This is a genomic window from Senimuribacter intestinalis, from assembly GCF_943192965.1.
In the GTDB taxonomy this organism is placed as follows: Bacteria; Bacillota; Clostridia; order Peptostreptococcales; family Anaerovoracaceae; genus Senimuribacter; species Senimuribacter intestinalis.
On the sequence record NZ_CALPCF010000011.1, the window covers coordinates 89,816 to 112,398 of the forward strand.

The 22,583-nt window shown below is 43.0% G+C and carries 18 protein-coding genes, 3 tRNA genes and 1 rRNA gene; 4 read left to right on the top strand and 18 right to left on the bottom strand.

Going from position 1 to position 22,583, the window contains the following annotated elements; translation table 11 throughout:
• Positions 1-37: 37 nt before the first annotated feature.
• The 7 genes from NFR88_RS10570 to NFR88_RS10600 form a co-directional block, all read right to left on the bottom strand.
• Positions 38-1,147 (bottom strand): NAD/NADP octopine/nopaline dehydrogenase family protein, encoded by a 1,110-nt coding sequence (locus tag NFR88_RS10570; RefSeq protein WP_161907890.1) that lies wholly within the window; start codon positions 1,145-1,147, stop codon positions 38-40.
• 343 nt (positions 1,148-1,490) lie between these two features.
• Entirely contained in the window at positions 1,491-3,167 is a 1,677-nt protein-coding gene (locus NFR88_RS10575) for a formate--tetrahydrofolate ligase (RefSeq protein WP_202620372.1), read from the bottom strand.
• 24 nt (positions 3,168-3,191) lie between these two features.
• Entirely contained in the window at positions 3,192-3,854 is a 663-nt protein-coding gene (locus NFR88_RS10580) for a ribonuclease HII (RefSeq protein ID WP_161907891.1), read from the bottom strand.
• Positions 3,851-4,687: a ribosome biogenesis GTPase YlqF gene (gene ylqF, locus NFR88_RS10585; RefSeq protein WP_160201145.1), complete on the bottom strand. Its 837-nt coding sequence runs from the start codon at positions 4,685-4,687 to the stop codon at positions 3,851-3,853. Before ylqF ends, NFR88_RS10580 begins: the two co-directional genes overlap by 4 nt.
• Positions 4,688-4,806: 119 nt before the next feature.
• A complete protein-coding gene (gene rplS / locus NFR88_RS10590) occupies positions 4,807-5,151 on the bottom strand; it encodes a 50S ribosomal protein L19 (RefSeq protein WP_160201146.1) in 345 nt (114 codons plus the stop codon).
• A 131-nt stretch (positions 5,152-5,282) separates the two neighbouring features.
• A complete protein-coding gene (locus tag NFR88_RS10595) occupies positions 5,283-6,074 on the bottom strand; it encodes a zinc ribbon domain-containing protein (RefSeq protein WP_161907972.1) in 792 nt (263 codons plus the stop codon).
• Positions 6,075-6,157: 83 nt separating this feature from the next.
• Positions 6,158-7,048, bottom strand: a complete 891-nt coding sequence (locus NFR88_RS10600) for a tyrosine recombinase (RefSeq protein ID WP_161907973.1) — start codon at positions 7,046-7,048, stop codon at positions 6,158-6,160.
• 84 nt (positions 7,049-7,132) lie between these two features.
• Here NFR88_RS10600 and NFR88_RS10605 point away from each other — a divergent pair, with 84 nt between their 5' ends.
• Complete coding sequence (locus NFR88_RS10605) at positions 7,133-7,663, top strand: stage II sporulation protein M (protein WP_251615802.1); 531 nt, start codon at positions 7,133-7,135, stop codon at positions 7,661-7,663.
• Here the strand turns inward: NFR88_RS10605 and NFR88_RS10610 are convergent.
• Together NFR88_RS10610 and NFR88_RS10615 are read right to left on the bottom strand one after the other, a co-directional pair.
• Positions 7,617-8,171, bottom strand: coding sequence for an NUDIX hydrolase (locus NFR88_RS10610; protein ID WP_161907975.1), 555 nt, complete (start codon positions 8,169-8,171; stop codon positions 7,617-7,619). The two genes, NFR88_RS10605 and NFR88_RS10610, sit on opposite strands and share 47 nt — an antisense overlap.
• Before the next feature lie 118 nt (positions 8,172-8,289).
• Positions 8,290-8,550: a stage V sporulation protein S gene (locus NFR88_RS10615; protein ID WP_160203255.1), complete on the bottom strand. Its 261-nt coding sequence runs from the start codon at positions 8,548-8,550 to the stop codon at positions 8,290-8,292.
• A gap of 271 nt (positions 8,551-8,821) precedes the next feature.
• Here NFR88_RS10615 and NFR88_RS10620 point away from each other — a divergent pair, with 271 nt between their 5' ends.
• Positions 8,822-9,814, top strand: a complete 993-nt coding sequence (locus NFR88_RS10620) for a ribonuclease H-like domain-containing protein (RefSeq protein WP_251615835.1) — start codon at positions 8,822-8,824, stop codon at positions 9,812-9,814.
• Here the strand turns inward: NFR88_RS10620 and NFR88_RS10625 are convergent.
• Genes NFR88_RS10625 through NFR88_RS10635 form a run of 3 tightly spaced genes read right to left on the bottom strand, consistent with a single transcriptional unit; the run spans position 9,811 to position 12,240 of the window.
• Positions 9,811-11,277, bottom strand: coding sequence for a PH domain-containing protein (locus tag NFR88_RS10625; RefSeq protein ID WP_251615836.1), 1,467 nt, complete (start codon positions 11,275-11,277; stop codon positions 9,811-9,813). The two genes, NFR88_RS10620 and NFR88_RS10625, sit on opposite strands and share 4 nt — an antisense overlap.
• Positions 11,277-11,777, bottom strand: coding sequence for a PH domain-containing protein (locus NFR88_RS10630; RefSeq protein ID WP_160203258.1), 501 nt, complete (start codon positions 11,775-11,777; stop codon positions 11,277-11,279). Before NFR88_RS10630 ends, NFR88_RS10625 begins: the two co-directional genes overlap by 1 nt.
• A complete protein-coding gene (locus NFR88_RS10635) occupies positions 11,767-12,240 on the bottom strand; it encodes an HD domain-containing protein (protein WP_251615838.1) in 474 nt (157 codons plus the stop codon). The genes NFR88_RS10630 and NFR88_RS10635 overlap by 11 nt, the downstream gene beginning before the upstream one ends.
• Positions 12,241-12,471: 231 nt before the next feature.
• Here NFR88_RS10635 and NFR88_RS10640 point away from each other — a divergent pair, with 231 nt between their 5' ends.
• Positions 12,472-13,581: a hypothetical protein gene (locus NFR88_RS10640; protein WP_160203260.1), complete on the top strand. Its 1,110-nt coding sequence runs from the start codon at positions 12,472-12,474 to the stop codon at positions 13,579-13,581.
• Between the two features lie 119 nt (positions 13,582-13,700).
• Here the strand turns inward: NFR88_RS10640 and NFR88_RS10645 are convergent, their stop codons facing one another.
• Positions 13,701-19,844 carry a SpaA isopeptide-forming pilin-related protein gene (locus tag NFR88_RS10645; RefSeq protein WP_251615846.1) on the bottom strand — a complete coding sequence of 2,048 codons (6,144 nt, stop codon included), beginning with the start codon at positions 19,842-19,844 and terminating at the stop codon, positions 13,701-13,703.
• A gap of 329 nt (positions 19,845-20,173) precedes the next feature.
• A complete protein-coding gene (locus tag NFR88_RS10650) occupies positions 20,174-20,959 on the bottom strand; it encodes a hypothetical protein (RefSeq protein WP_160203262.1) in 786 nt (261 codons plus the stop codon).
• 261 nt (positions 20,960-21,220) lie between these two features.
• On the opposite strand from NFR88_RS10650, the gene NFR88_RS10655 reads away from it, so the two are divergent.
• A complete protein-coding gene (locus NFR88_RS10655) occupies positions 21,221-21,550 on the top strand; it encodes a hypothetical protein (protein WP_160203263.1) in 330 nt (109 codons plus the stop codon).
• 663 nt (positions 21,551-22,213) lie between these two features.
• Here NFR88_RS10655 and NFR88_RS10660 read toward each other — a convergent pair.
• The 4 genes from NFR88_RS10660 to rrf form a co-directional block, all read right to left on the bottom strand.
• Positions 22,214-22,296 (bottom strand) — tRNA-Leu (locus tag NFR88_RS10660).
• An 8-nt stretch (positions 22,297-22,304) separates the two neighbouring features.
• Positions 22,305-22,379, bottom strand: a tRNA-Gly gene (locus NFR88_RS10665).
• Positions 22,380-22,426: 47 nt separating this feature from the next.
• Positions 22,427-22,501, bottom strand: a tRNA-Glu gene (locus NFR88_RS10670).
• A 7-nt stretch (positions 22,502-22,508) separates the two neighbouring features.
• Positions 22,509-22,583: ribosomal RNA gene (rrf, locus tag NFR88_RS10675) — 5S ribosomal RNA — on the bottom strand; the annotation flags it as partial.

Genomic DNA, 22,583 nt, shown 5'->3' on the forward strand with positions numbered 1-22,583 from the left:
GCTTCTCAAAATGAGAACCTTCGACTGCTATTTGTTCTCATTTTGAGATTTTCTCTTTGATTGCCTCCGCTGACAGACCACCAAGTCCCATCTTTTTAAGCGTTCGTCCGCTCTCAAAATAGTTATCTTCATTATATGCCGATGCTAGCGTTATGCAAGCAAGAATAATCGGCGTATCAACACCGCAAAGTTTTGCCAGTTCATAGCACGGCACCAACACATAAGGCACATCTTCACTGATATATCTGGCTTTCGAGCTATCTGGTGCACCGTTGATTTTTCCGTGTGAAACAGATTTTCTGTTAAAGTCATAAACGCTTTCTTCCTCCATACCATACAGCGCATTCATCGCCTCAAGTTCCGTCCGTAGTGAAAAGCCCAAAGCACTGCCCACCGCCAGCCGCTCTAAGTCCATCTTAGCGGCCGCTCTTGCTGTTGCCGGACTGCAGCAGTCCTTATAGTAATTAAACGCCCCGTTAAAATTCTCCAAAAGTCCTATGTTAATGGTTGTCATCAGTGGATGTCCGCCAAAGTTGATATTCTCAAGGCCTGCAACCAGCGGATTATTCAGAATCTCCACCGGAATCGGTAGCAAATCTCTCACCGCATCCTCTACCTTGCCGCTTTCATCTGACGGATAGATGGACAGCGGCAGGAACTTCTTAATTCCCATGATTCCAGTTACACCCGGCGATAGCAGTCTGCATGCCCAAGGAATGCTGATTGTATCTGCAAAATGTACATCAAGGTCAATTTTTCCCGCATTTTTCAGCATTTCAGTAAATACAAGACTTGCGTAATTTGCCGGCATAGTCACTATAATACTGCCATCCTTTAAATGCGGTATCATCTGTGCAAAGAAAATCTCCTGTGCAAAGGACGGACATAGAATCACATACAGCTGACAGAACTCCATCGCTTCCTTGATATCGCAGGTGGCAAGCTCTATCGGCTCAAATCCTTCCAGGATCATAGAGCAGCCGTGTGTCTCTCCCGCCGCACTGATTCCTCCGCGTTCTGCAATATTTTCTATCTGCGTAGGAAACTGCGAAAAATCGCAGATGCAAACCTGATATCCTGCTCTTGCAAAGTGATAAGCTGCAGTAACACCACCGTTTCCTGCACCAAATACAGTAACTCTTTTCATAAAATTAACCTCCTTTGGTATCTTTTTCTTGCCTGTATAAATCGCATAAATCATGCCAACGTAGAAACACTGCAATTGCAAGGATACAAAAACAGCATTTCTCAAATTGAGAAATGCTGTGCCTTATGTTAAGGTTCTTCTTATGCATCGAATTTTGGTTAGTCGCTACATAGGCAAATGGCTGGGTGGTCGCAACGGAAAATAGCAGCAGTCATTCTAAAAACATAAAGAAAAACCAGGACCCACACGCCCTGGCTTTTCTTCACGGTAAATACCATAAATTTAACTTCTTGTTTTCTGTCGGGCATTATACAATCTCCAGCATCGATTGTCAATGTCAATCTTAGAATAGTCCTGTAATCTTTCCTGTGTTATCTACATCTATTCTTTCTGCTGCAGGTACTTTCGGCAATCCCGGCATCGTCATAATATTGCCGGTCTTTGCAACGATAAAGCCTGCGCCCGCATCGATTTTCAAATCTGTTACTGTAATGTTGAACCCTCTCGGTGCGCCAAGGAGCGCCGGATTATCAGAGAAGCTGAACTGAGTTTTCGCCATACACACAGGCACATCATTAAAGCCCAGTGATTCCAACTGCGCCATCTGCTTCTTAGCGTTGCCCTCAAAGATAACGCCGTCAGCTCTGTAAATCTTCTTTGCAATCATTTCAATTTTTTCCGCAATGGAAACATTCAGCGGATATACAAACTGGAAGTGATTTTCCTGTTCGCACAGACGCAAAACTTCGTCAGCCAGCGCCAGACCGCCTTCACCGCCCTTTGCCCATACCTGAGAAAGCACTACGTTTACGCCCAGCTCTTTGCACTTATCCTCTACCATTTTCAGCTCAGCAGCAGTATCTGTCGGAAATTCGTTGATAGCAACTACAGCTGGAAGACCGAAGTTCTTTGTTACGTTTTCTACATGCTGTAAAAGGTTTGGAAGACCTTTTTCCAGTGCTTTTAGATTTTCAGCAGCAAGGTCTGCTTTTGCAACGCCGCCGTGGTATTTTAGAGCCTTTACGGTTGCTACGATAACACATGCAGACGGAGTTAATCCAGCCTTTCGGCACTTGATATCTACAAACTTCTCTGCACCCAGGTCAGCCGCAAAACCAGCTTCGGTTACGACATAATCGGCAAGCTTCAGCGCCATCTTAGTTGCCATAATGGAGTTGCAGCCGTGAGCAATATTTGCAAATGGTCCGCAGTGTACAAATGCCGGCGTCTTTTCCAGCGTCTGTACCAGGTTTGGCTTCAGAGCATCCTTCAGAAGGGCTGCAGCAGCGCCCTGTGCCTTGATATCTCTAACGGTAACCGGTTTGTCATCATAGGTGTAGCCTACGATAATGCTTGCCAGTTTTTCTTTCAGGTCGTCGATATCCTTTGCCAGACACATGATCGCCATAACCTCGCTGGCTACAGTGATTTCAAAGCCGTCTTCTCTTGGCACGCCGTTGACCTTGCCGCCCATACCATCTAAGATATAGCGCAGCTGTCTGTCGTTCATATCTACAGCTCTCTTCCAGGTAATTCTTCTAGGATCAATTCCCAGCGCATTACCCTGCTGAATGTGATTATCAAGCATAGCGGCGATCAGATTGTTTGCTGCGCCGATTGCATGGAAATCGCCTGTGAAGTGAAGGTTGATATCTTCCATCGGTACAACCTGCGCATAGCCGCCGCCGGCAGCACCGCCTTTTACGCCGAAAACAGGTCCAAGAGATGGTTCTCTCAACGCTGCCATAACGTTAACGCCTTTTTTGTGCAGCGCATCGGCAAGACCTACAGAAGTAGTAGTCTTACCTTCTCCTGCCGGGGTCGGTGAAATTGCAGTTACTAAAATCAATTTACCATCCGGCGTATCCTGCTTTTCCTGTAAAAGATTATAATCAATCTTTGCCTTGTAGTTTCCATACTGCTCAACATACTTTTCATCAATTCCAGCGGATTTAGCAATCTCTTTTATATTTGCCATTTCCACTTCCTGTGCAATCTGAATATCACTTTTGATTTCCATAGGTCCTTCTCCTTTTCATACGCTTTATATAAAATTCTTTAAAAAACTTTTTCTGTGTATCGGTGTCATACCGCATCGGGTAAGGCCTTCGTAGTGGGCTTTAGTGCCGTAGCCTTTGTTTTTCTCAAAAGCATAATCCGGATATGTCTTGCTCCATTCCGCCATCTGCCTGTCACGGGTTACTTTTGCTATAATCGAAGCCGCCGCAATAGACACACTCTTTGCATCACCTTTAATCAGGGACATCTGGGGCTTTTCCACAGCGTCGATTTTCATAGCGTCAAAGATCACGTAATCAATGTCCGCACCGAAGCGCTCTCTGAGCATGATCTCCGCATTTTCGATGGCCTGCGCCATAGCAAGTTTGGTTGCCTCCAAAATATTGATTTCATCTATAACCTGATTGTCTCTGCTGCCGATTCCCACCGCCAGCGCCTTCTCCAAAATCACCTCATAAAGCTGCTCCCGCTTTTTTTCTGATAGCTTTTTAGAGTCGTCTACGCCAATGACGTCAAAGTCTTCAGGCAACACCACCGCTGCAGCAACTACAGGTCCCGCAAGAGGCCCTCTTCCCACTTCGTCAACGCCTGCAATATATCTGTAACCTTCCCCGTAAAGCTGCCGCTCGTAGCTCAGCATTTCCTCCAGCCTGGCTTTCAGATATGCTTCTCGTTCTGCTTTTTTCATATTTGCTCCAATGTAATATTTCCAATTTTTCCGCTTCTAAATTCATCTAACACGGTCCTTGCGCACCGCTCATAGTCGATTCGCTTGCCAGGCAGGATAAAGCCCCGCTTTCTTGCGATTTCTTCCATGGTTTCAAGAGGCATGTCGCACACCGCATCCAACTTATAACGCTCTGCCAATAAGTCCGGATAGGCGTCCTGCAGCACAGTAATCAATTCCAGTGCAAGGTCTGCCACATCCAAAATTTCATCTTTGATAGAGCCGCAAAACGCCAGATTCAAACCTGCCTTGGGATCCTCAAACTTAGGCCACAAAATTCCTGGCGTATCCAAAAGCTGCATGCCATTTTTTAATGAAAGCCACTGTTTGCCTCGGGTTACCCCCGGTCTGTCACCGGTCTGAGCGCTTTTGCGTCCTGTCATTCTGTTAATTAGAGAGGATTTGCCTACGTTAGGCACACCTACAATCATCATGCGGAGAGGCTTGTTTCGCATCTGCCCTGCGTTCTTTGCCGCCTGTTCCTTGTCCAGCATTTTAAAAAGCTGGTTTACACCGCCGCCGCTCATGCAGTTCATAGCAAGGGTCAAATTGCCCTCTGCCGCAAAATGCGCTGCCCACTTGTCGTTCTCCCTTCGATCTGAAAGATCACTCTTGTTCAAAACGATAATCCGCTTCTTGTCCTTTACCAACTCATCGATAATGGGATTTCGGCTAGATATAGGAATCCTAGCATCAATGACTTCTATAACCAGATCCACAAGCTTCAGATTTTCCTGAATCAGTTCTCTGGTCTTCTTCATATGTCCGGGATACCAGTTTATATTTTCAATCATGTTTTACCTCATCTGTGTGTATTTACGCATATACAAATAGTATATCATTTCTTAGCCGTCCCGTCCACACTTTCATTTGCTAAAGAAAAAAAGGGAACCTAACGGTTCCCTTAGAAAGTTTATCTTTCTTTGCTCTTGATTTTAGCAGCTTTACCGGTTCTACCACGCATGTAGTGCAGTCTGGCTCTTCTAACATCACCTTTTCTAATCACTTCGATTTTTTCAACCCATGGTGAATGTACAGGGAATGTCTTCTCAACGCCAACGCCGGAAGCAATTCTTCTAACGGTAAAAGTCTCAGCAATTCCGCCGTTCTGTCTCTTCAGTACAAAACCTTCGAAAATCTGGATTCTTTCTCTGTTACCTTCTTTAATTTTAACGTGAACCTTTACAGTATCTCCCACGTTAAATGCAGGGACTTCTTTCTTTAAGTAATCCTGTGCAACTGAATCTAAAATATTCATTGTATAGTATCCTCCTTCCCTCCAAGACGTTCTTGTCGCTCATTTTCCTTGCGTACAGAGGACCGCCCGTAATTACAACATGAGCATTATACCATATGGGACATGGAATTGCAAGCAATTTTTGTCTATTATTAATCCACAATTCTAAAAAACACATCAAGACCATTATCCGGGTGATATGACCAGCTCACCTCAATATCTCCATAAGTTTTCGTCTGTCTCCCCATCAGCGCCGTTGTAGAACACATTTCCGTAAATAATGTATCTGGAAGTTCAAGTTCAGTGATAATAGATAAAATATCTACAGCGGCATCAACATCATATTGATCTTTTGAATCTACATTGATACTTGTCCCATCAGAAGACAATACAGCTTTTCCTGATATACATGCTGTATCTGCGGCTTTAAAGCGAAGTTTTAATTCTTTCAATTCTTTTAAGTGTTCATATTTTTCTATCCTCTCAACAGAATCCTTATATCCATCCAGCTCAGTCAAAATATCTATAGCCTCCTCATAATTTTCCTCTGACGCCAAATCAATTGCTTGATTATACTTTTGATTCGGCTGAATGACAGTAATAAACACTATCACTAAGGCTATTATTGCTACCGCAATAATGCCGCCGATAATCATTTTTTTAGAATTCCCCTTTTTAGGTTCCTGCAGTACCGTGCCGCCTGCTGCCTTTCCGCAATTTGGGCAAAACTTTTCGCCATGCAGTTCATATCCGCAACCTCCGCAAAATGACTGTGAATTAGGTACTAATTCTATTTCGCCTGCGAAATCTAGCGGTTCTTCTTCATTTGGAACTTGCTCCTCCAAACTTTGTGCCTCATTATCTTCCATAGTGGTTGGCTCAGTTTCACTTGAAACTTCTGCATCTGTTCCTGTAATTGTATCTTTTTCTAATTCCTCTTTCATTTCAAATATCCTTTCTTAAATATATTGTGAATTTATTTATTATATCATTTTCATTTAATAAAGCCCATATAGCACTTCGATTTTTACGCCCTCGGGTGGGTTTTGTCATACACATCTTTAATCCGATTCTTCGTCACCGACAGATAAATTCTAGTCGCCATGATATCCTCATGACCCATCAGTTCCTGCAGGGATTTCAGATCTGCACCGTTTTGCACCATATGTACTGCAAAAGAAGTTCTTAGAATATGTGGTGTCAGCCTGTCCTCAAGACCTACCTGCCTGCCGTACTGTTTCATCAGTTTCCAAAACCCTTGTCTGGAAAAAGCTTCACCTAAATAGTTGACAAAGAGAACGCTTTCCGGATCATCGGGCGTACCGTCTTTCATCAGAGCCGGACGACTGCTCAAAATGTAATGATCCAACGCTCTTCTTGCCATCGAACCCATAGGTACAATTCTGGCTCTGCCATGTGCACCGTTTAAAGTCAAAAAACCCATGCGCAGGTTAATATCCTTTAACCTAAGCTCAATGATTTCGCTGACTCTGATTCCAGTCGCATAAAGCACCTCCAAAATCGCCCGGTCGCGTATGCCTTTAATCGATTCGTCCGGCGCGAGCAGCAAAGTCTCCACTTCCTCAATAGTCAGATAATCAAGTTCCCTGCGCTCTATTCTCGGCGACTTAATGTCCTCGGTCGGATTTTCCTTCATCATCCCCTTTTTAATCAAGAACTTATAGTACGTTCTGATGGAAGAAAGCTTTCGATTGATGGTCGCCTTGGACTTTCCAGAATTCTTCAGTTCCATCATGTAAGCGGCCACGTCATTGCTTCCTGCTTTTTCAAGGGCTACGATACCTCTCCTCTGTAAAAATTCCCCAAAGGCCTTGATATCGCGCATATAAGCCTCACAGGTATTGTCAGAACTCTTTTTTTCTTCTTTCAGGTATATAATAAAGCCATAAAGTTCCATATATCTTTCTCCATCTTTCTATCTCATTTTCTTATCATACTTCTTCACATGCAGCATAAATTGAATTATAAAGGAGGCTCGTCTATGCAAAAGAAAATGTTTATCATTCCGCTGATGATACTGATAATCAGTTTTTCTGCCGGGATTTTTACCCAGATTGTCATTCCCATAGAGGGAACTTCTCTCACCCAGGATCTGCCCTCGGTAGGTACCGGTATTCTGGATTATCTAAAAAACGATATGATTACCGTCTGCGCTGCACTGCTTTTTTCCTGCAGTGTGTTTCTTTTGCCGCTGGTACCCTGCATTGTCGTTGGAAAAACATTTTCCCTCGGCTTTTCTGCGGCCTATCTTCTTGCGTCCTCTGCAAAAAACGCTTTCGTTCTGACCTCCTGCGTGCTGCTGCCCAGAGGTCTGTTTAAAATACCTGTCTACGTTGCACTTACAGTTATTTCAATAGAAACAGCTGTCTTTGTAAAAAAGAACTATCAGAATCCATCTGCCTTAAAGCACGGCATGCCCAGATTCCTGCTTCAGTTTCTATGCTGTCTCATCTGTCTCATCTGCTCTAGCGTACTGGAAGCCGTCCTTCTTCTAGGAGTCCTTTCACCATAAGAATGGCAACCTGCGACTTGCCGTCCTCGATTTTTCCTTCCATCACCATGCGGTATAGTGTGTCAATGGAATATTCCTCGATGTCGATAGCCTCATTCTCGTCAAAATCTGGTTCTCCCGCCGTAAGGCCTGTGCAAAGATAGATATATAAAGTTTCCTCGGAATAACCAACCGAAGGGTACATTCTGGTCAGAAGGCGAATGGACGAGGCTCTATAGCCAGTCTCTTCCCGAAGTTCCCGCAGAGCAGTTTTTTCTGGGTTCATCTCGCCTTCATCAATTTTACCTGCAGGCACTTCCAGCATAACCCGCTCCGCCGGCTTTCTGAACTGCTTTACCATAACCATATTGCCATCATCTTTTACAGCGGCGATCACTGCACCGCCTCTGTGCTCCACTATCTCTCGAAAAGATTCCCCCTCCATAACAGTCACCTTGTCTCTTCGCAAATTTAGAATTGCACCCTCGTAAATTCGCTCTGTGCTGATGGTCTCTTCTTCAAAAATCATAGCGCGTCCCCCCTTCGAATTGTTGATATATTTAAGTATACCATTTATTTTTCCGAATTAAAATAGGGAACTTGAAAAAATCAAGTTCCCTTTATGTTTTACGGCTGCATGCTGCCGCTTATCTCGGCTCTACAATCAGCTTGATTGCCGTTCTTTCCTCTCCTTCAATCTGAATATCAGTAAATGCTGGCACGCAAACCAGATCAATTCCGCTTGGTGCAACAAAACCTCTTGCTATGGCTGTGGCTTTAATGGCTTGATTCAGCGCCCCTGCGCCAATTGCCTGCACTTCTGCACCACCTTTCTCTCTTAAAACACCTGCTAACGCCCCTGCTACCGAATTTGGATTCGACTTAGCTGAAACCTTTAATATTTCCATATTGTTTTCCTCCTAATAAAATTATCATTTTCTCTATTATACTGGTCAATATACACAAAAAGGGGCTAATTCGTTCGACAAAAAACTTTCTTTTTTCACTTTTTTTATATTTATGCTTGCATTTTTCTTCAAACTCAGTTATAATTCAATTGTGGTTATCCCCCTGATAACCTCATTAATCTCTAATCCCAATACCCCTTTTGAACAAAGTAGACTGCACCCCTGCGGTCTATTTTGTTTTTATCACATGTATAATTGAAAGAGGCACTTCATGAAAATGATTACAGATACTCTAACATTGAATCCATATACAGCAAAGCTGTTCGATACCTACTTCGGAGAGCGCAGCTTTGCGGTCTTTGATATAGAGACTACTGGACTGTCCCCCACAAAATGCAAGGTCATTCTCACAGGAATCCTTCTTCGCAAAGGCGAAAGCTGTCAGGTCATTCAGTATTTCGCAAATGAAACTGACGACGAGAAAGAAATCATTGAAAAAACGCTGAAAATCCTGAATTCCGTGGACTACATCATTACCTACAACGGAAAGCACTTTGACATGCCCTTTATGGAAACTCGCGCAAAAAAATACGGACTTTCCTTTCAGCCGTCCGTTTATAACCTGGATTTGTTCCTTGTCATCCAGGGGCATTCCAATTTGCGTCAGACTCTGCCTAATCTGAAGCAAAAGACTGTAGAAATTTTCATGGGACTGGCAGGCAGCAGAGACGATGAAATCTCCGGCGGAGAAAGCGTTGCACTCTACGAACAGTACATGCAGACCCATGCTTTTGCGTTGGAAAAGACCATCCTTCTCCACAATCACGACGATTTGATTCAGCTTTACAAACTGCTCCCAGTCATTGCAATGACTGACTTTCACAGAGCTATGTACAAGCTGGGCTTTCTCGCAGGCAATGTGCTGATACAGAAAATTTCCTTTCAGGGACGCAGTCTTTGCGTTTGCGGCTGGCAGCGCAGCACCCCAAAGGACTATATTGCCTTTCCCACTGCTGAAAAACCTTATTCCCTGACCATGGACAGCCATAGCGGCGATTTCGAGCTGAACATTCCATGCACTGCAGAAGCCGGCGCATTATTCTTCGACGCACAGGCGATTCTTGAAGGAAATACGGAACCAATTAAAAAGTACCCGTCTGTTGTAGACGGATACCTCATTGCAGAAGATCGCGGCACCATCAATTATATGGAAATCAACGCATTCCTTCTGACTTTTTTTGAAACTTTGTCCATAAAAGATTAATAAATCAGCTTTGTCTTCACCTCGTCAAAAGCCTCTATGGGCACATTCTTTGCCACCTTGTTGGCAGCAGCAAGAGGTGCCAGATAGCTGACTGTCACGCTGGCAACACCTTTTCTTTCTTTCCATCTGCTTGCTTTTGCCGTAACACTTTCCACATGGGTTGCTTTTACAAAAATAGTTATCTTTCTAAATCCGCCATAACTCAGAGAAATGTTTTCGAAATTTCCATAGATGGCGGCATTTTTATACTCAAGTACTCTTCCTGTTACACTGTAGAACAAAATCAACGCGCCTAAAATCCAGACCTGCTGACAGTAGTCCACATACATCGTACAGTAGATAGATACACCTGCAGCAATTAGCGCCAGTATAAAGCCCAGACCATAGAAAAAGTAGTGCAGCGATCCCTTTTTCGGCTTGTGATATACAGACTCCTCCAACATCTGAGGCAGAATCTCTGCCATAGCTTGGCGCACCTTATCTGCCTTCAGAAGGGGAAACACCATCGGTTCCTCGCTACTCTCATTATCACCGACGCCGTAGCCGATTGCAAAAAGATTCAGGCTTCCCACACCGAGCAACCGCATAAAGAACGACTGATCGTAAAAAAAACCGCTTATCCTATTTTTCTGTATCGTATATTTTTTCTTTGTCAAAAGGCCATACTGAATCTTTATCGCCTCGCCGTTATCCAGAATTTCAAATCCATAATAACGAATCAGGCTGCCAATCATGCCGCAGATGAAAGAAATTACAAAAGTGATAAGAAGCAGTATCGCAGCCGTCATACCGATTCCCATGGTGTAAATCGTGTCAGCCACGGATTCAGCCAACAGATTGCTCAGCGACACGCTGAACAACGCCAATGCAGAAGTTACTACAGTAAACATCTGCAGAAAAAAAAGTCCTTTGGATTTCAAAAGCCCGAGCAGCATTAAATCACCTGCAGATACTTTAATTCTTTTTCCCTCGGTGCCGGCAAGGGCTGCTCCTTCTTCACCAAGATTAAAGCCATCGAGCCCTTTTCTGCCAGAAATCAGCAAATCCCTGACAACAAAGGCATCCTCCTTTGCAAAAGTCATACGCACCTTCGTATTCGTGTTGGAAATATTGCTAGCATTGTCCACATTGAGCCGGCATACGCCAAAAACCTGATGAAGCACATTCTGCGAAAAATCCACAGTAGTTATGGTGGATAGCGGAAGTTCCAGCTGGTTTTTCTTAAAAAGTCCGCTTTTTACAGTTAATTTTTCACTGTCAACTGTATAATATGTTGTAAAATACTGGACAATTCTCTGAATCGGTCCGAGAAGTACCACCACAAGCACTCCGATATTTTCATAGAGCACTCGCATGTCACCCTGAATCAGCCCAATTACGACAGCAATCAAAAGCAGAGAAAAGTCTTTGAAAAAGTTCTCAACGATAAAAATCGGATGTCCCCTCTTTGGTCCAAACTCCATTATAGAACCCCTTTCTCAGAAATGCGTCGGTACAGCTTTGCTTTCAGGTTCTCGCTGATTGCATCAGCCGTTTCCTTATCCAAGCCTTCAATGGAAAAGCTGCCGCTGGCCAGAGCCATCTCCACCTCAAAAAGCCCCAGCTTTCTGTTGATTGGTCCTTGAGAGACCGTAATATTCTGTATTCTGATGATGGGGATAATGGTTTTTTTGATGAAGAAAATACCATGGCGAATAACCACCTTGTCCTCTTCAACGTTATATCCCCACTGCTTGTATTCAATGATAGGAAAAACGACCAGCCCAACTGCCAGATAACAGACGAAAAGCCCTATCACTGCCATAATGAGTACTTTCCAGATTGATTCCCATGCCAAAAATCCCAGCGCAATCTCGCCCGGAACTGCCATCGCCAAAACAATCAGAAAGAAAATTCCCCTGCCGATGCGCCAACTCTTAATTGCCTTGGGATCCACCTTGCTGTATTCCATGCTAGATTCCATATTCCTTCCTCCACTTCAAATAACGCACTTCCTTTTCCGGTCTGTCAAAAGGCATTCCATACTGATAACAATCGATAACATCAGCGTCCTTTACGATTTCCTCGATTGTGGTTCCGGCCTCTGTCTTTCTGCTGTGGTTTTTTACCGCACAGGCGATATCCTCAATCTCCTCTGCCGAAAACAGACCGGTCGCTTTCAGAAATGCTTTCACAGGCGCGTAGCCCGCTTCTGCATGTCCTGCCTGTTTTCCGGTCAGAATCCTTCCAAAATCATGCACACAGGCCGCACAAGCTGAAAGTTCCGGATCCGCGCCCCGCTTTAAGGCAAGAATCCACGCAATTCTCGCTGATGAAGCCATATGCAGACGCTCCCAATCCAACGTCTCGTCACGTTCAGAAAACTTTCCTTCTTGAGCACAAATCACTGCATCAAGCTTTTGTTCCAGTTGATATAATCTGTTCATGCTGTTTTCCCTTTCTTTATACTTAGTCAAATATCTTCAGTTTAACGTTTTTTATTTTACAGAAAATCACAATAAAATGCAACTGTAACCTGTGCAATTTAGTTCATTCCCATTTTTGCAGATTCCCATAAAAAAGTTTTTTACATTGTTTTCCCCATACTCTCCGTGTATAATGAAACTCCATTCACCTTTATCGTAAATATCCCAAATAAAATTTCAGGAGGTATATTTATGAAAAGCAAACTATTTTCTCTAGCAGCAGTATGCCTGCTCTGCATGTCCATGTGTATCACCGTATTTGCATCTACCACAGTGCATGCAAATGCAGCGAGCAGCGTATACTACCAGGTATCACTGCAGCCAGCAAAAGGCGGAAGTCTTTACATGACTTACGATGATAACCTAAAATTTTTTTATCAGGGCAAAGACACCTACCGAGACAGCTGCCGCATTGACAGCAGTGTAAGTCACAAATTCAGCGCTTTAATCGACCGAGGAATCATCGTAAAGCCAAATGCCGGCTGGTATTTTGACGGTTTCTATGACAAAAGCGGCAAAAAACTTTCCATTGGGGCGTATAACGTGGAGGTCATTCGCATCACAATTGATGGCGTCTATTATTATGACCTGATTCCGTCTTATGACAATCCCGCTTATCGCAATCTCACAGAGAAATACTTTAAAAACGAGATAAAGGATTATATTAAATTCCTCTATGGCACCAGCCGCTACAAAGTCATGGAAAAGTTAGTATATTATCGCCTACCGAAAACCACTGCGTCCTACTTTCCTCGATTTTCCAAGATGGAGACGCCTAGCTTTCCCGGCAACTTCTCATTGACAAAGAAGCTCAGTTCCCCGGACTTTTATGCCGCCGGAAAATCCGGCTTTCAGGCTTCCTACTCGTCTTCTGCCAACAAAGTCATCAAAGTAGATAAAAAGACAGGCCTTTCTAAAATTACCGGTCCCGGCACGGCAACCATCACCATAAAGGTTCCCGAATCCGGTAAATACTGTTCTGTCATCTATAAGGTCAAGGTAAGCGTCACTCCTGCCGCCTGTACCAATCTGTCGGCCTCCCGCACTTCTGATAAGAAATCAGTCACTGCGAAATGGAAAGGCGACAGCCGCAATTCCGGTTATGAGATTCAAATCAGTGATACCAAGAGCTTTAGCAAAATTGTTGCAAAGAAGACAGTCTCTTCCGGCAAAACTGTTGCCGCCAAGATTTCTACTGCAAAGTCTGCCTCTACGCAGTGCAAGTACATCAGAATTAGACCTTTCAAAAAATCCTGCGGACAAAAACTATACAGCGAATATATCACAGCAACCATCAAGTAAAAATCAGCACAAAAGAGCCTTTGGGAAAGAATCCCAAAGGCTCTTTTGCTTTGTAAATATAGTAAGTAAAGGAAATTTTTATTGTTTAGGAAATTTGAATTAAAGAATAAAAAATATGCTTATTTCAATCTTCTAATGCTAACAACTAATGCACTAACACCTGCCAGAATCAGTGCCATGTAAAGCAGAATCCGATTTGTATCCCCAGTCTTTGGACTTTTCCCATCCTTTGGTACAGGATCTTCTGGAAATTCTACACCCACATCGGTTCTTTTTTTCATAGTATTCTTCACAGTAACACGCAGTGCCTCTCCATCCCCCGTGATACAGAATGCGTATTCCCTCTCATCTAGGAGATATCCGGAAGGTGCTTTTGTTTCCCGATAGTAATAAATCCCCGGCTTCAGCTGTTCAATCACTAGAAGACCATCTCTTGCCGTCGTTTTTTTATAAAGAATTTCTCCCTCTTCATTTGAGATGGCAAATTCCGCTCCAGCAAGAACATCTCCCGTCTCACTATCCACTTTCGTCAATCTTAGGCTTCCGTACTTTGGTTCTTCCGGCTTTTCTGGAATCTGCGGCTTTTCCGGTTTTTCCGGCAGCCGGTCATTCTTTACCCCAGTAATCTCGATGGACAACACCTTGGTATCACTGTGATTTCGTTCGTAGGTTTTTGCTTGCGTATTTTTCACCTGAACAGACTTTGGCAGTTTTTCATTCCCGTCTGCAGTAACTCTGCAAACATCCGTTTCTTCATTTAGCTCACTGCTGCCTTCGCCGCTTGCGCTTAAATAAAGATTTCCCGATAGGTCCATCTCTGCAGCGAAAGTTATGCCGTCTGCAAAATTCCAAAGAATCGACTGTTCTTTCTCTAAGGTAAGGGCTTGCGCCTGAGCAACTTGCTTTCCATCAACCATTATGCCTGTCAACCTTCCCTGCGCAATCAATAAAACTGCACCGTTATCCTTCGATTCATCGGTCGTCACTAAGATGCTGGAACTTCCTTTCTGCGAAGTTACTTCCAGCTGCGTTGGCAAATTCTCCTGATTTTCTCTAAACCAAGTCACTTCTGTAATCCAATTATTCCGAATTACCTTCGGTGTATAGGAAATGGTTGTCGTACCTTGATCAGCAGTAACGTCGAAGTTTTCACTTGCCTCTCCTATCTGATACACAGGCATAGGACCTTCCAGTTTCACCTTATAGCAAAGTCCATCTGCTTTTACCTGCATCACTGCGTCATTTTCCAAACGGAGCACCGCAGTTTTTCCATTTTTTATATGTACCTGCGTATTGGTTCTGCCACCCCGTACAGAGATTTTTACAGTTTCGTTCTCTGCATCTTCATCGAGTCTATAGTCCTTACCATCAATATTTACCACCGCCGACTCATAGCGGTAGAGAGTATCAAAGTCAATGACTGTTCCTAATTTTCCATTTTGGGTAACCGTACCTGAAACACCCATCTGCTGATAGTCAAAATGAAATCGGTCCGCCGAAAAAATGTCTGCCACGTCAAAATAGTACTTGGTATGATTTACTTTATATCCTTCAGGCGCTGAGGTTTCTTTAATATAATATTTGCCCAAAGGAAGTTTTATCGCTGCCGACGCTTGACCGTCCGTCACTACCATCTTTCCGACTAAGGTATCAGGCGCAATACCCATATGTTCCGCTGTATAAATACCAAAAACAGCGCCGCTTCCCTTTTGATAGGTACCGCTTTGATAGCTGGTCTCAAAAAGTTTTTCCAAATCAATTTGCACAGTTACCGCCTCATTCTCATAAGTTGCTGTGTCCCAAACCAATGGCGTATACTGATTTTCATAGTTTACCTGCATTTGAGTCCACTGCCCCTGATTCACAAAACCTTCTGTCGTAGAAATTTCTCGAACCCAGTAAGTTCCTAGCGGCAGCAGTCCCGATTGTGCAATTCCATTCTCCCCGCTTCGAATCACTTCCACAGGCTTTCCCGCCGGATAAATCATTGTGCCGTCGCAGGAAGAAAAACGTAAAATCCCGCTACTGCCATTCTCTCCTGTTAAAGCTGTGGCCTCAGTCGTATCGGGATACGTAATATGAAAGCATTCCTCTTCGACTGCTGCATTTGAAACCATCTCTATGGTATAGTAACCGCTCTTGTTTTCTGACCCTGGCGCATGTCTCTTAGCTCTAACATAAGTATTTTCATCAAAGAGACATTCATAGAAACGCTTATTATCCCGCAGCCCTTCATACCACGGTACCACTTTCCCTTTATAGGAAATTTCTGGTAATACTCTTTCAAACTGTGAAACCTGAGATTCTGTTAAAGTTATCTTTGTATGAGTCTGCTTTCCGGAAAGAAACATCTCTGTTCTGATTCCGTCATAGTTCAGAAAATATATCGGTGCCATTTCTATGGGTGCTGCTGTAAGTACCACTTTATCCTTCTGCCGCTTACTGCTCCAGCCCTTTGAAGTTACAATTTTAGGACTGTTTTTCTCACTGCAAAAAATCTCGGTTACAGCAGTCTCCATCTGATGATTTGCAAAAGTTTTCATACCGATTTCTTCATCCCAATTTAAAGTAAACCCATTATCACTTTGATAATGCTGCGCCAACGTAAAAGAGTACTCCTGTGTGAAGGATTTATAGAATCTCCCCTCCTTATCACAAGGAATCCATCGTTCCAAAAGTCCTTCTTTTACAAGAATTTGGTAATTTTCTTTTCCATCGGTTGCCAAGTAAACATCATCTCTGTCAACCTGACTCCAGCCCGCCGGCAGCACCACTGCCGCTGCAAACTTCTTGTCACTGCTCTCTCCGCCATACGCATTTACCGGTTTTGCGGCGATATCATCTATGCCGTATGCGCCAAAAATACCGGTAATTTCTTCTTCATCTAAACCCTTTTCGCCCTCAAGTGCATTGACGCGCACTCGATTACCGTCTTCATAATGCATTGTCACAATGCCGACACTCTGGTTTCCGCTTTTCAATACCGGCTCTGTCATCGGAATTTCCGGCAGATAGTCATCCGAAATCGAATCCTTCCAAAGGTGTACATCGGTATAGCAAAATCCGCCTTTGGCATAATTCATCTTATACTCGACTCGATAACGATAGGTCATCTTTTTCTTTTCATCACGTGCAGTAAAACTATCAGTAAAGCTCGCTCCATCTGCTGTTTTTACCTGATATTCTGTCACTGTCCTGTTGGCGCGTCCAAAATCCTGTAAAGTGCCTTTGTCGCTGACTCGCAAAACACTACCGCCCTCCTTCAACGCAAGCTTCCACCTTTCCTTTGCATTATCAACTTCTCCGTGGTCTCGATAAGTCTTTTCAAAGGATAGCTCATGACCCGTTTCAGCGTCGTACACTTTTACAGGCGCAACACCATCTGACTGCAAGATATCTTCCGCCGCATAGATTTCAAAGACTGCGTCTTTCAGCGCTGCCTTCTCGAAGACTGCCTGCCAAAGGCCGCCGTTCTCTTTCCAGCCGGTCAGTCGTTCTCCCTCTTTTGTAAGGCTGATTTTTCCCATAACTGGATTATTCGCAATCTCCAAAATAGCATAGTACTTGATGTAATTCTTTCCGTCTTCATGCGGCGACTGTTCCAGCACAGAAAAAGTATAGGAATTATAGGTAGTTTCACTGTCTCCAGAAAAATTGGTGACTGGCTCTCCCTCCTTATCGGCCACTTTTACCGTTTCAAGAAAAGATTTAGGCGGCTTCACTGACATTCCTCTGTGATCGATGATTTCAACTTTTCCCATATCCGCTACAGTTCCAATTCCTTTTTCATCAAAAGCGCCCACATAGTATCCCTCAGGAACAACCAGTTCCCGCAGCTCATAAATACCATATTCCAGTTCGTAAGGAAGTACAATTTCTCCATTCTCATTGGCATAAAATGTATAGTTCTGACTTTCATCAGTATAACCGATTCCATTTGGAAGCCATCTGCCATAGTTTGGCGATATTGTAGGATCCGACAAATCAGGATTACCCAGATATCGAATCTGAAAAGCTGTCCGTGCTGCGTCCCATCTTACTGTTTTACCGGTCAATTGATTGGTCTTTACCACCTTTATCTTATTCTTTTTCGCCTGATTATTTACAGCGATTGACTCAGCTTGCCCATCCTCCGAAATAATAATGCGAAAGGATTCCAGCACATAGCCTTCACTGTCAGCTGCAATTTCTTCTACCACGTAGGTTCCGTAAGGAAGCCCTTTTACATAAAGCTGCCCGTCCTTAGACAAGGTCAGAGGATGGCTTGAATCAGCAGGTACCCCACTTCCGTCTTTTGCTACCTGATAGGTATGGGTATATTTCTGATAAGAATCCTGCGTCACGCCTTTATCAAGTACTCTAACATAAGGACAGTTCTCAGCCCCCTCTGATTCCAATCGAATGGTCCATTTTGAACTGGTGCTGTAGTCTTTTTTTCCATTATCACCATTTCCTCTATCCGTAAAAGGGTCCAGGTCATCTTTCGTCTTTACCAGCTGCAAATCACCTCTGTAGACATCGTTAGAATAAGCAAAACTGCCTATTTCATCACGCATTTGTTGTGGATTTTCCAAATCGATATCCGCAGAATCTGTCAGTACTGCTCCTTTTCCGTCTTCACCCTCATAAGTAATTCTATACTCAATTTTCCCGTAATCTCGCCGGTGCGCAAAATAGGTAATCACGCCATGGCTACGCGCGCCATTGCCGCCCGTTGCATTTTCTCCATGTCTACCCACAGGAATCCCAGTTTCTCTCGTCATGACCGATTTCTCACCGCGCCAGTAATAGTCCGTATACTGCAAAACACCATCCTCATTGCGAGTCTTCTTTTCCTCAAAATCCAGTTCGCTTACGTCCTCCCAAGGTGTAAACACAAAAGGATTATTTTCTGTAGAACCAAAAACAGTCAGCTGCCTGCTGTCTATCAGCGCATCGTCCAGATACAGCGAAATCTCACTATCCAGTGCAGCATCTCCCATACCGGTGTGTATACCATCGCCATCTTCGTCCCAACCCGGATTATAGTCCTGCTTTTCAGTATCAAAGGTAAAAGCCGGTAAGTTAGGAAGCTCGTCCTCTTCTTTCTCATCATCATCTTCTATTTCCTTCATCTTAAAATAAAAGTCTACTGGATCATCTCCGCCGATAGCAATGGTCTGTAGCGGCTGGTTGCTGGGCGAATTCTGCCAAACCAAAAGTTCATCAGTCACCGATTCAGGAATGTTCTTCTTTCCGTGCAGCACCACGCCGGGCAATGATTTTTCTGTATAGGTAAGCGCATACCCACCTTTCTTCACTGTAAAACGATATGCTTTCTGAATTGAATCTTCGCCGTCTTTCGTCTTTACTACTTTCAACGCCTGCTCGCAGAAATTGCTGTCTTTAAGCAAATAATAATCACTTTTTGTCCTAGCCTCTGCTCTTTCTTCGGCAGTCATCTTCTTTCGATAGGCTGAGTTTATCGCTTTCCATACCACACCACCATCTTTTGTTTCCAACTGCTCCATGTAAATGGTCTTTGCGCGTTCCTTTTCCTTCGCCGTAAAAGATGGAATTACTCTATGCTTTTTCATCGCACGAAGCATTGCAAAATAGATATGTCTGGCAGGTCTGCTGCGAAGAACACTGTAGTGAAAATCATAGCCTTCTCCACCGCTTGGATTCACTGTCCCTAAGACAACTTTTCCATTTTTGGTCTGTCCAAGATTTTCAGGAATGCTTGCAAGACTCTTCCGATAGCCGTCTGTAAATTCCCAAATAATTGTCTGCGTCGCAATCCACCAATCGTCCATATTGCATTCACCCACATGGCTACTGTACTCGCCCAGCAAGTCACTTAAATCCTTCTTAGTCGACTGTGGCTGCTTGCCATAGAGCAAAGCTGTCTTTATCGCCAACTGCACCTGCTCACTGTAATTATTAATTCGCAGTGCCGTATTCCAGGTCTTCGCATAATACTGGGTATTGCCGTTATGTGGATTGTCCATATTTCGCTCTAGGCAATACCCCCTTATAGTCTTTCCTCCATTGATTGGCGCAATACAATAGGCGTATCTATGACCGCTGGTGTGATAGTTATAATATGGCTTACCATCACTACTAACTAGCTCCGATCCATTCTTAAAATACGCTTTATCACCCACCTTCCAACCATTTGCTGCTCCAAAACTCTCTCTCGGAACACAGCTTAACAAAAGAACAAGAATCAGAAAGATTGCAAACCCGCGTCTTCCCTGATAATTTCTTGCTTTTTTTAACATTTTTTAACCTCCTCAAAAATTTTATCTATATAAAAACAGATGTCGCATGACATCTGTTGAATTGTCCCACAAAGAAGGCATACCATCCGATATGCCTTCTCTGCGTAGTGTTTAGTTTTAAGTACAAGTTCCATTTATTGCAAAAGCTCTTCCATCAGATAGCAAAAGCCTCATTCCGTTTGAGCTTCACAGTCTAAAATTGCGATTAAAGCAAAACGCGTTTTCCATAAAAAGGAATAAAATCAATTTAATTACATTTATTTTATGTTATCATACTACCACATATGTGATTCCCTGTCAAGTTCCTTTTTTGTAAATTAATTACTTTTTCACCTTTTAATAGAAGGTATAATAATTTCGTCTTGGTTTATATATAATTCTGCCAAACCTGTTTCTCCTGCTAAAATTCCAAAAAGCGTTTCAGACACCAATGTGATTGCATGGTTTCGCGCAGTGTAGTACTGTTTTTTACTGCAGTGTAAAATCTGATATAAGTCCGTCATCTCCATTTCTGCGTATTCCATCTCCATATATGTGGTTCGTAAAATATTTCCATAGGTCCTGATTTTTTTACGTTCGTCATTATCCATCGACGTTACAACTCTCTCAATCAAACTAGTCAGCACCGCCGTAAGATGAAGTTTGTTGGACTTCACATAATCCTTACACCGTCTTGAAGCAACAGACTCTTGCTCTGCCTCAAACAGCAGATAATAAATATCAGCTTGTGTTCCAATCATGGGTTCCTTTTTTCGCTGAACAGGAATATACTGAAATTGTCGCTCCTGTTCAGTGTATAGATTTTTGTCCTCTCTATCATCCTCATCATAATCAGAAAAGTCATTAAAACGAAAATGATTATTTTTTTTAATAAACTTATAGTCCAGATACTTCTGTAAACACTTCTGTACAATATAATATCCATCTCCGCCAGGTTGGTGAAAACGCTGTGAAGCACTCTCGTATGTTCTAAGACTCGAGAAAAAATCACACACTGCCGCCTCTTTCTCTTCCGAAGAATTGTCCTGCAAGTTCTGCATCAGATTCTCGTTGACATAATTCTGCACTGGTACATAGCCTTTTTCAACCAGATGCAAATGTTCCTTTTTGTCCATAAATACCTCTCCTAACTTTATCCATATAAATATCCTAGAAATATGATTATTATATGGATGTTTGCGGTTATATTCAACCCCTATGTCGAAATTTGACACTTTTTTGTAGGATTTTGATACTTTTTTGTAAAAACCAAAATTTCACAGTGTTATTTTCTCAAAAATTACTCATGAATCAATGTGAAATTATTCCAATTTTTTTATAGTATGTTATAATTAAATTGAATTTATTATTTACACTAACATAAGGAGAAAGAATAAATGAAGAAAAAAATACTATCTGTAACTTTAGTAATTGTCATGATGCTCTCCTCAACAATTTCCGGATTCGCAGAGTATCGCCTAGCACGTCCTGTAATCGAAGATATTGATATTGGAAAAAACAGTATTAAAATTGACTGGGCTTACGTTCCTCATGCTGACGAATATGATATCTATCGCTCCACCTCTAAAGATGGAAAATACAAATATATCGATTCAAATGATGAAAGCTGGTATAGAGATTACAGCATAAAAAAAGGAACCCGCTATTATTATAAAGTCAGAGCGATATCATATAGCGACTATGATAACAGTTATCTAAGTAAATAGCGTTCTGGCAAAGTAAAGAAACCTGCACCAAAAAAATCGGTGTCAAACACTAACAGTCAAACAGTATATATCACCGACTCTGGTGATAAGTATCATCGTTCATGGTGCGGCTATTTGTGGAATAGTAAACATGCGATTTCATTAAGTAAAGCAAAAAGTCAGGGATACTCACCTTGTTCTCGTTGCTGGTAAGTTGTTTTCTTTAGGCAAGTGACCATGAGATATCTATTCTACCTTATCTCAAATACAATTAAAAAGACCAAACTCAACTATACGGAAGTATGCTATACTTATCAAATTGACGCTGGGACATTGTATCTAAAATGTAAGAAAAGATTAGAGTGTATAGAATTTCAAACACATATCACGCATGGAAAGGAATTCGATAATCCCCTCTATTGATATTATAAAAAGTCGAATATGTATCAGCAAAGCAATTTTAATAAGCCTCAGTTTTGTTTTTCGCTGACATAATTAGCGCGAAAGACAAATTCTCAATGTAATGTGGTTGAATGCCTTATATCGAATAGGGGCTAACTTGTAGCCCTTTCACACCACCCTGCGTGCCGCTCGGCATAGGGTGGTTCAATTCAAATAATAATCTACTTATCCGTCATACAAGAAAATCCCAACGTCATAAACGTTGGGATTTCAACAATTTTTTGGTGCGCGATGAGGGACTTGAACCCCCACGGTCGCCCGCTAGAACCTAAATCTAGTGCGTCTGCCAATTCCGCCAATCGCGCATAAATATTGGAGCGGAAGACGAGATTCGAACTCGCGACCCTCGCCTTGGCAAGGCGATGCTCTACCCCTGAGCCACTTCCGCATATGGATGAAAGTGAAATGCCGCTAACATAGCGGCATACTCTCCCTTGGTGACTCCACCGGGAATCGAACCCGGGTTACCGCCGTGAAAGGGCGGTGTCTTGACCGCTTGACCATGGAGCCATTTTAAAACCGGCAACGACCTACTTTCCCAGGCAGCTTCCCACCAAGTATCATCGGCGCTTGAGAGCTTAACTTCTGTGTT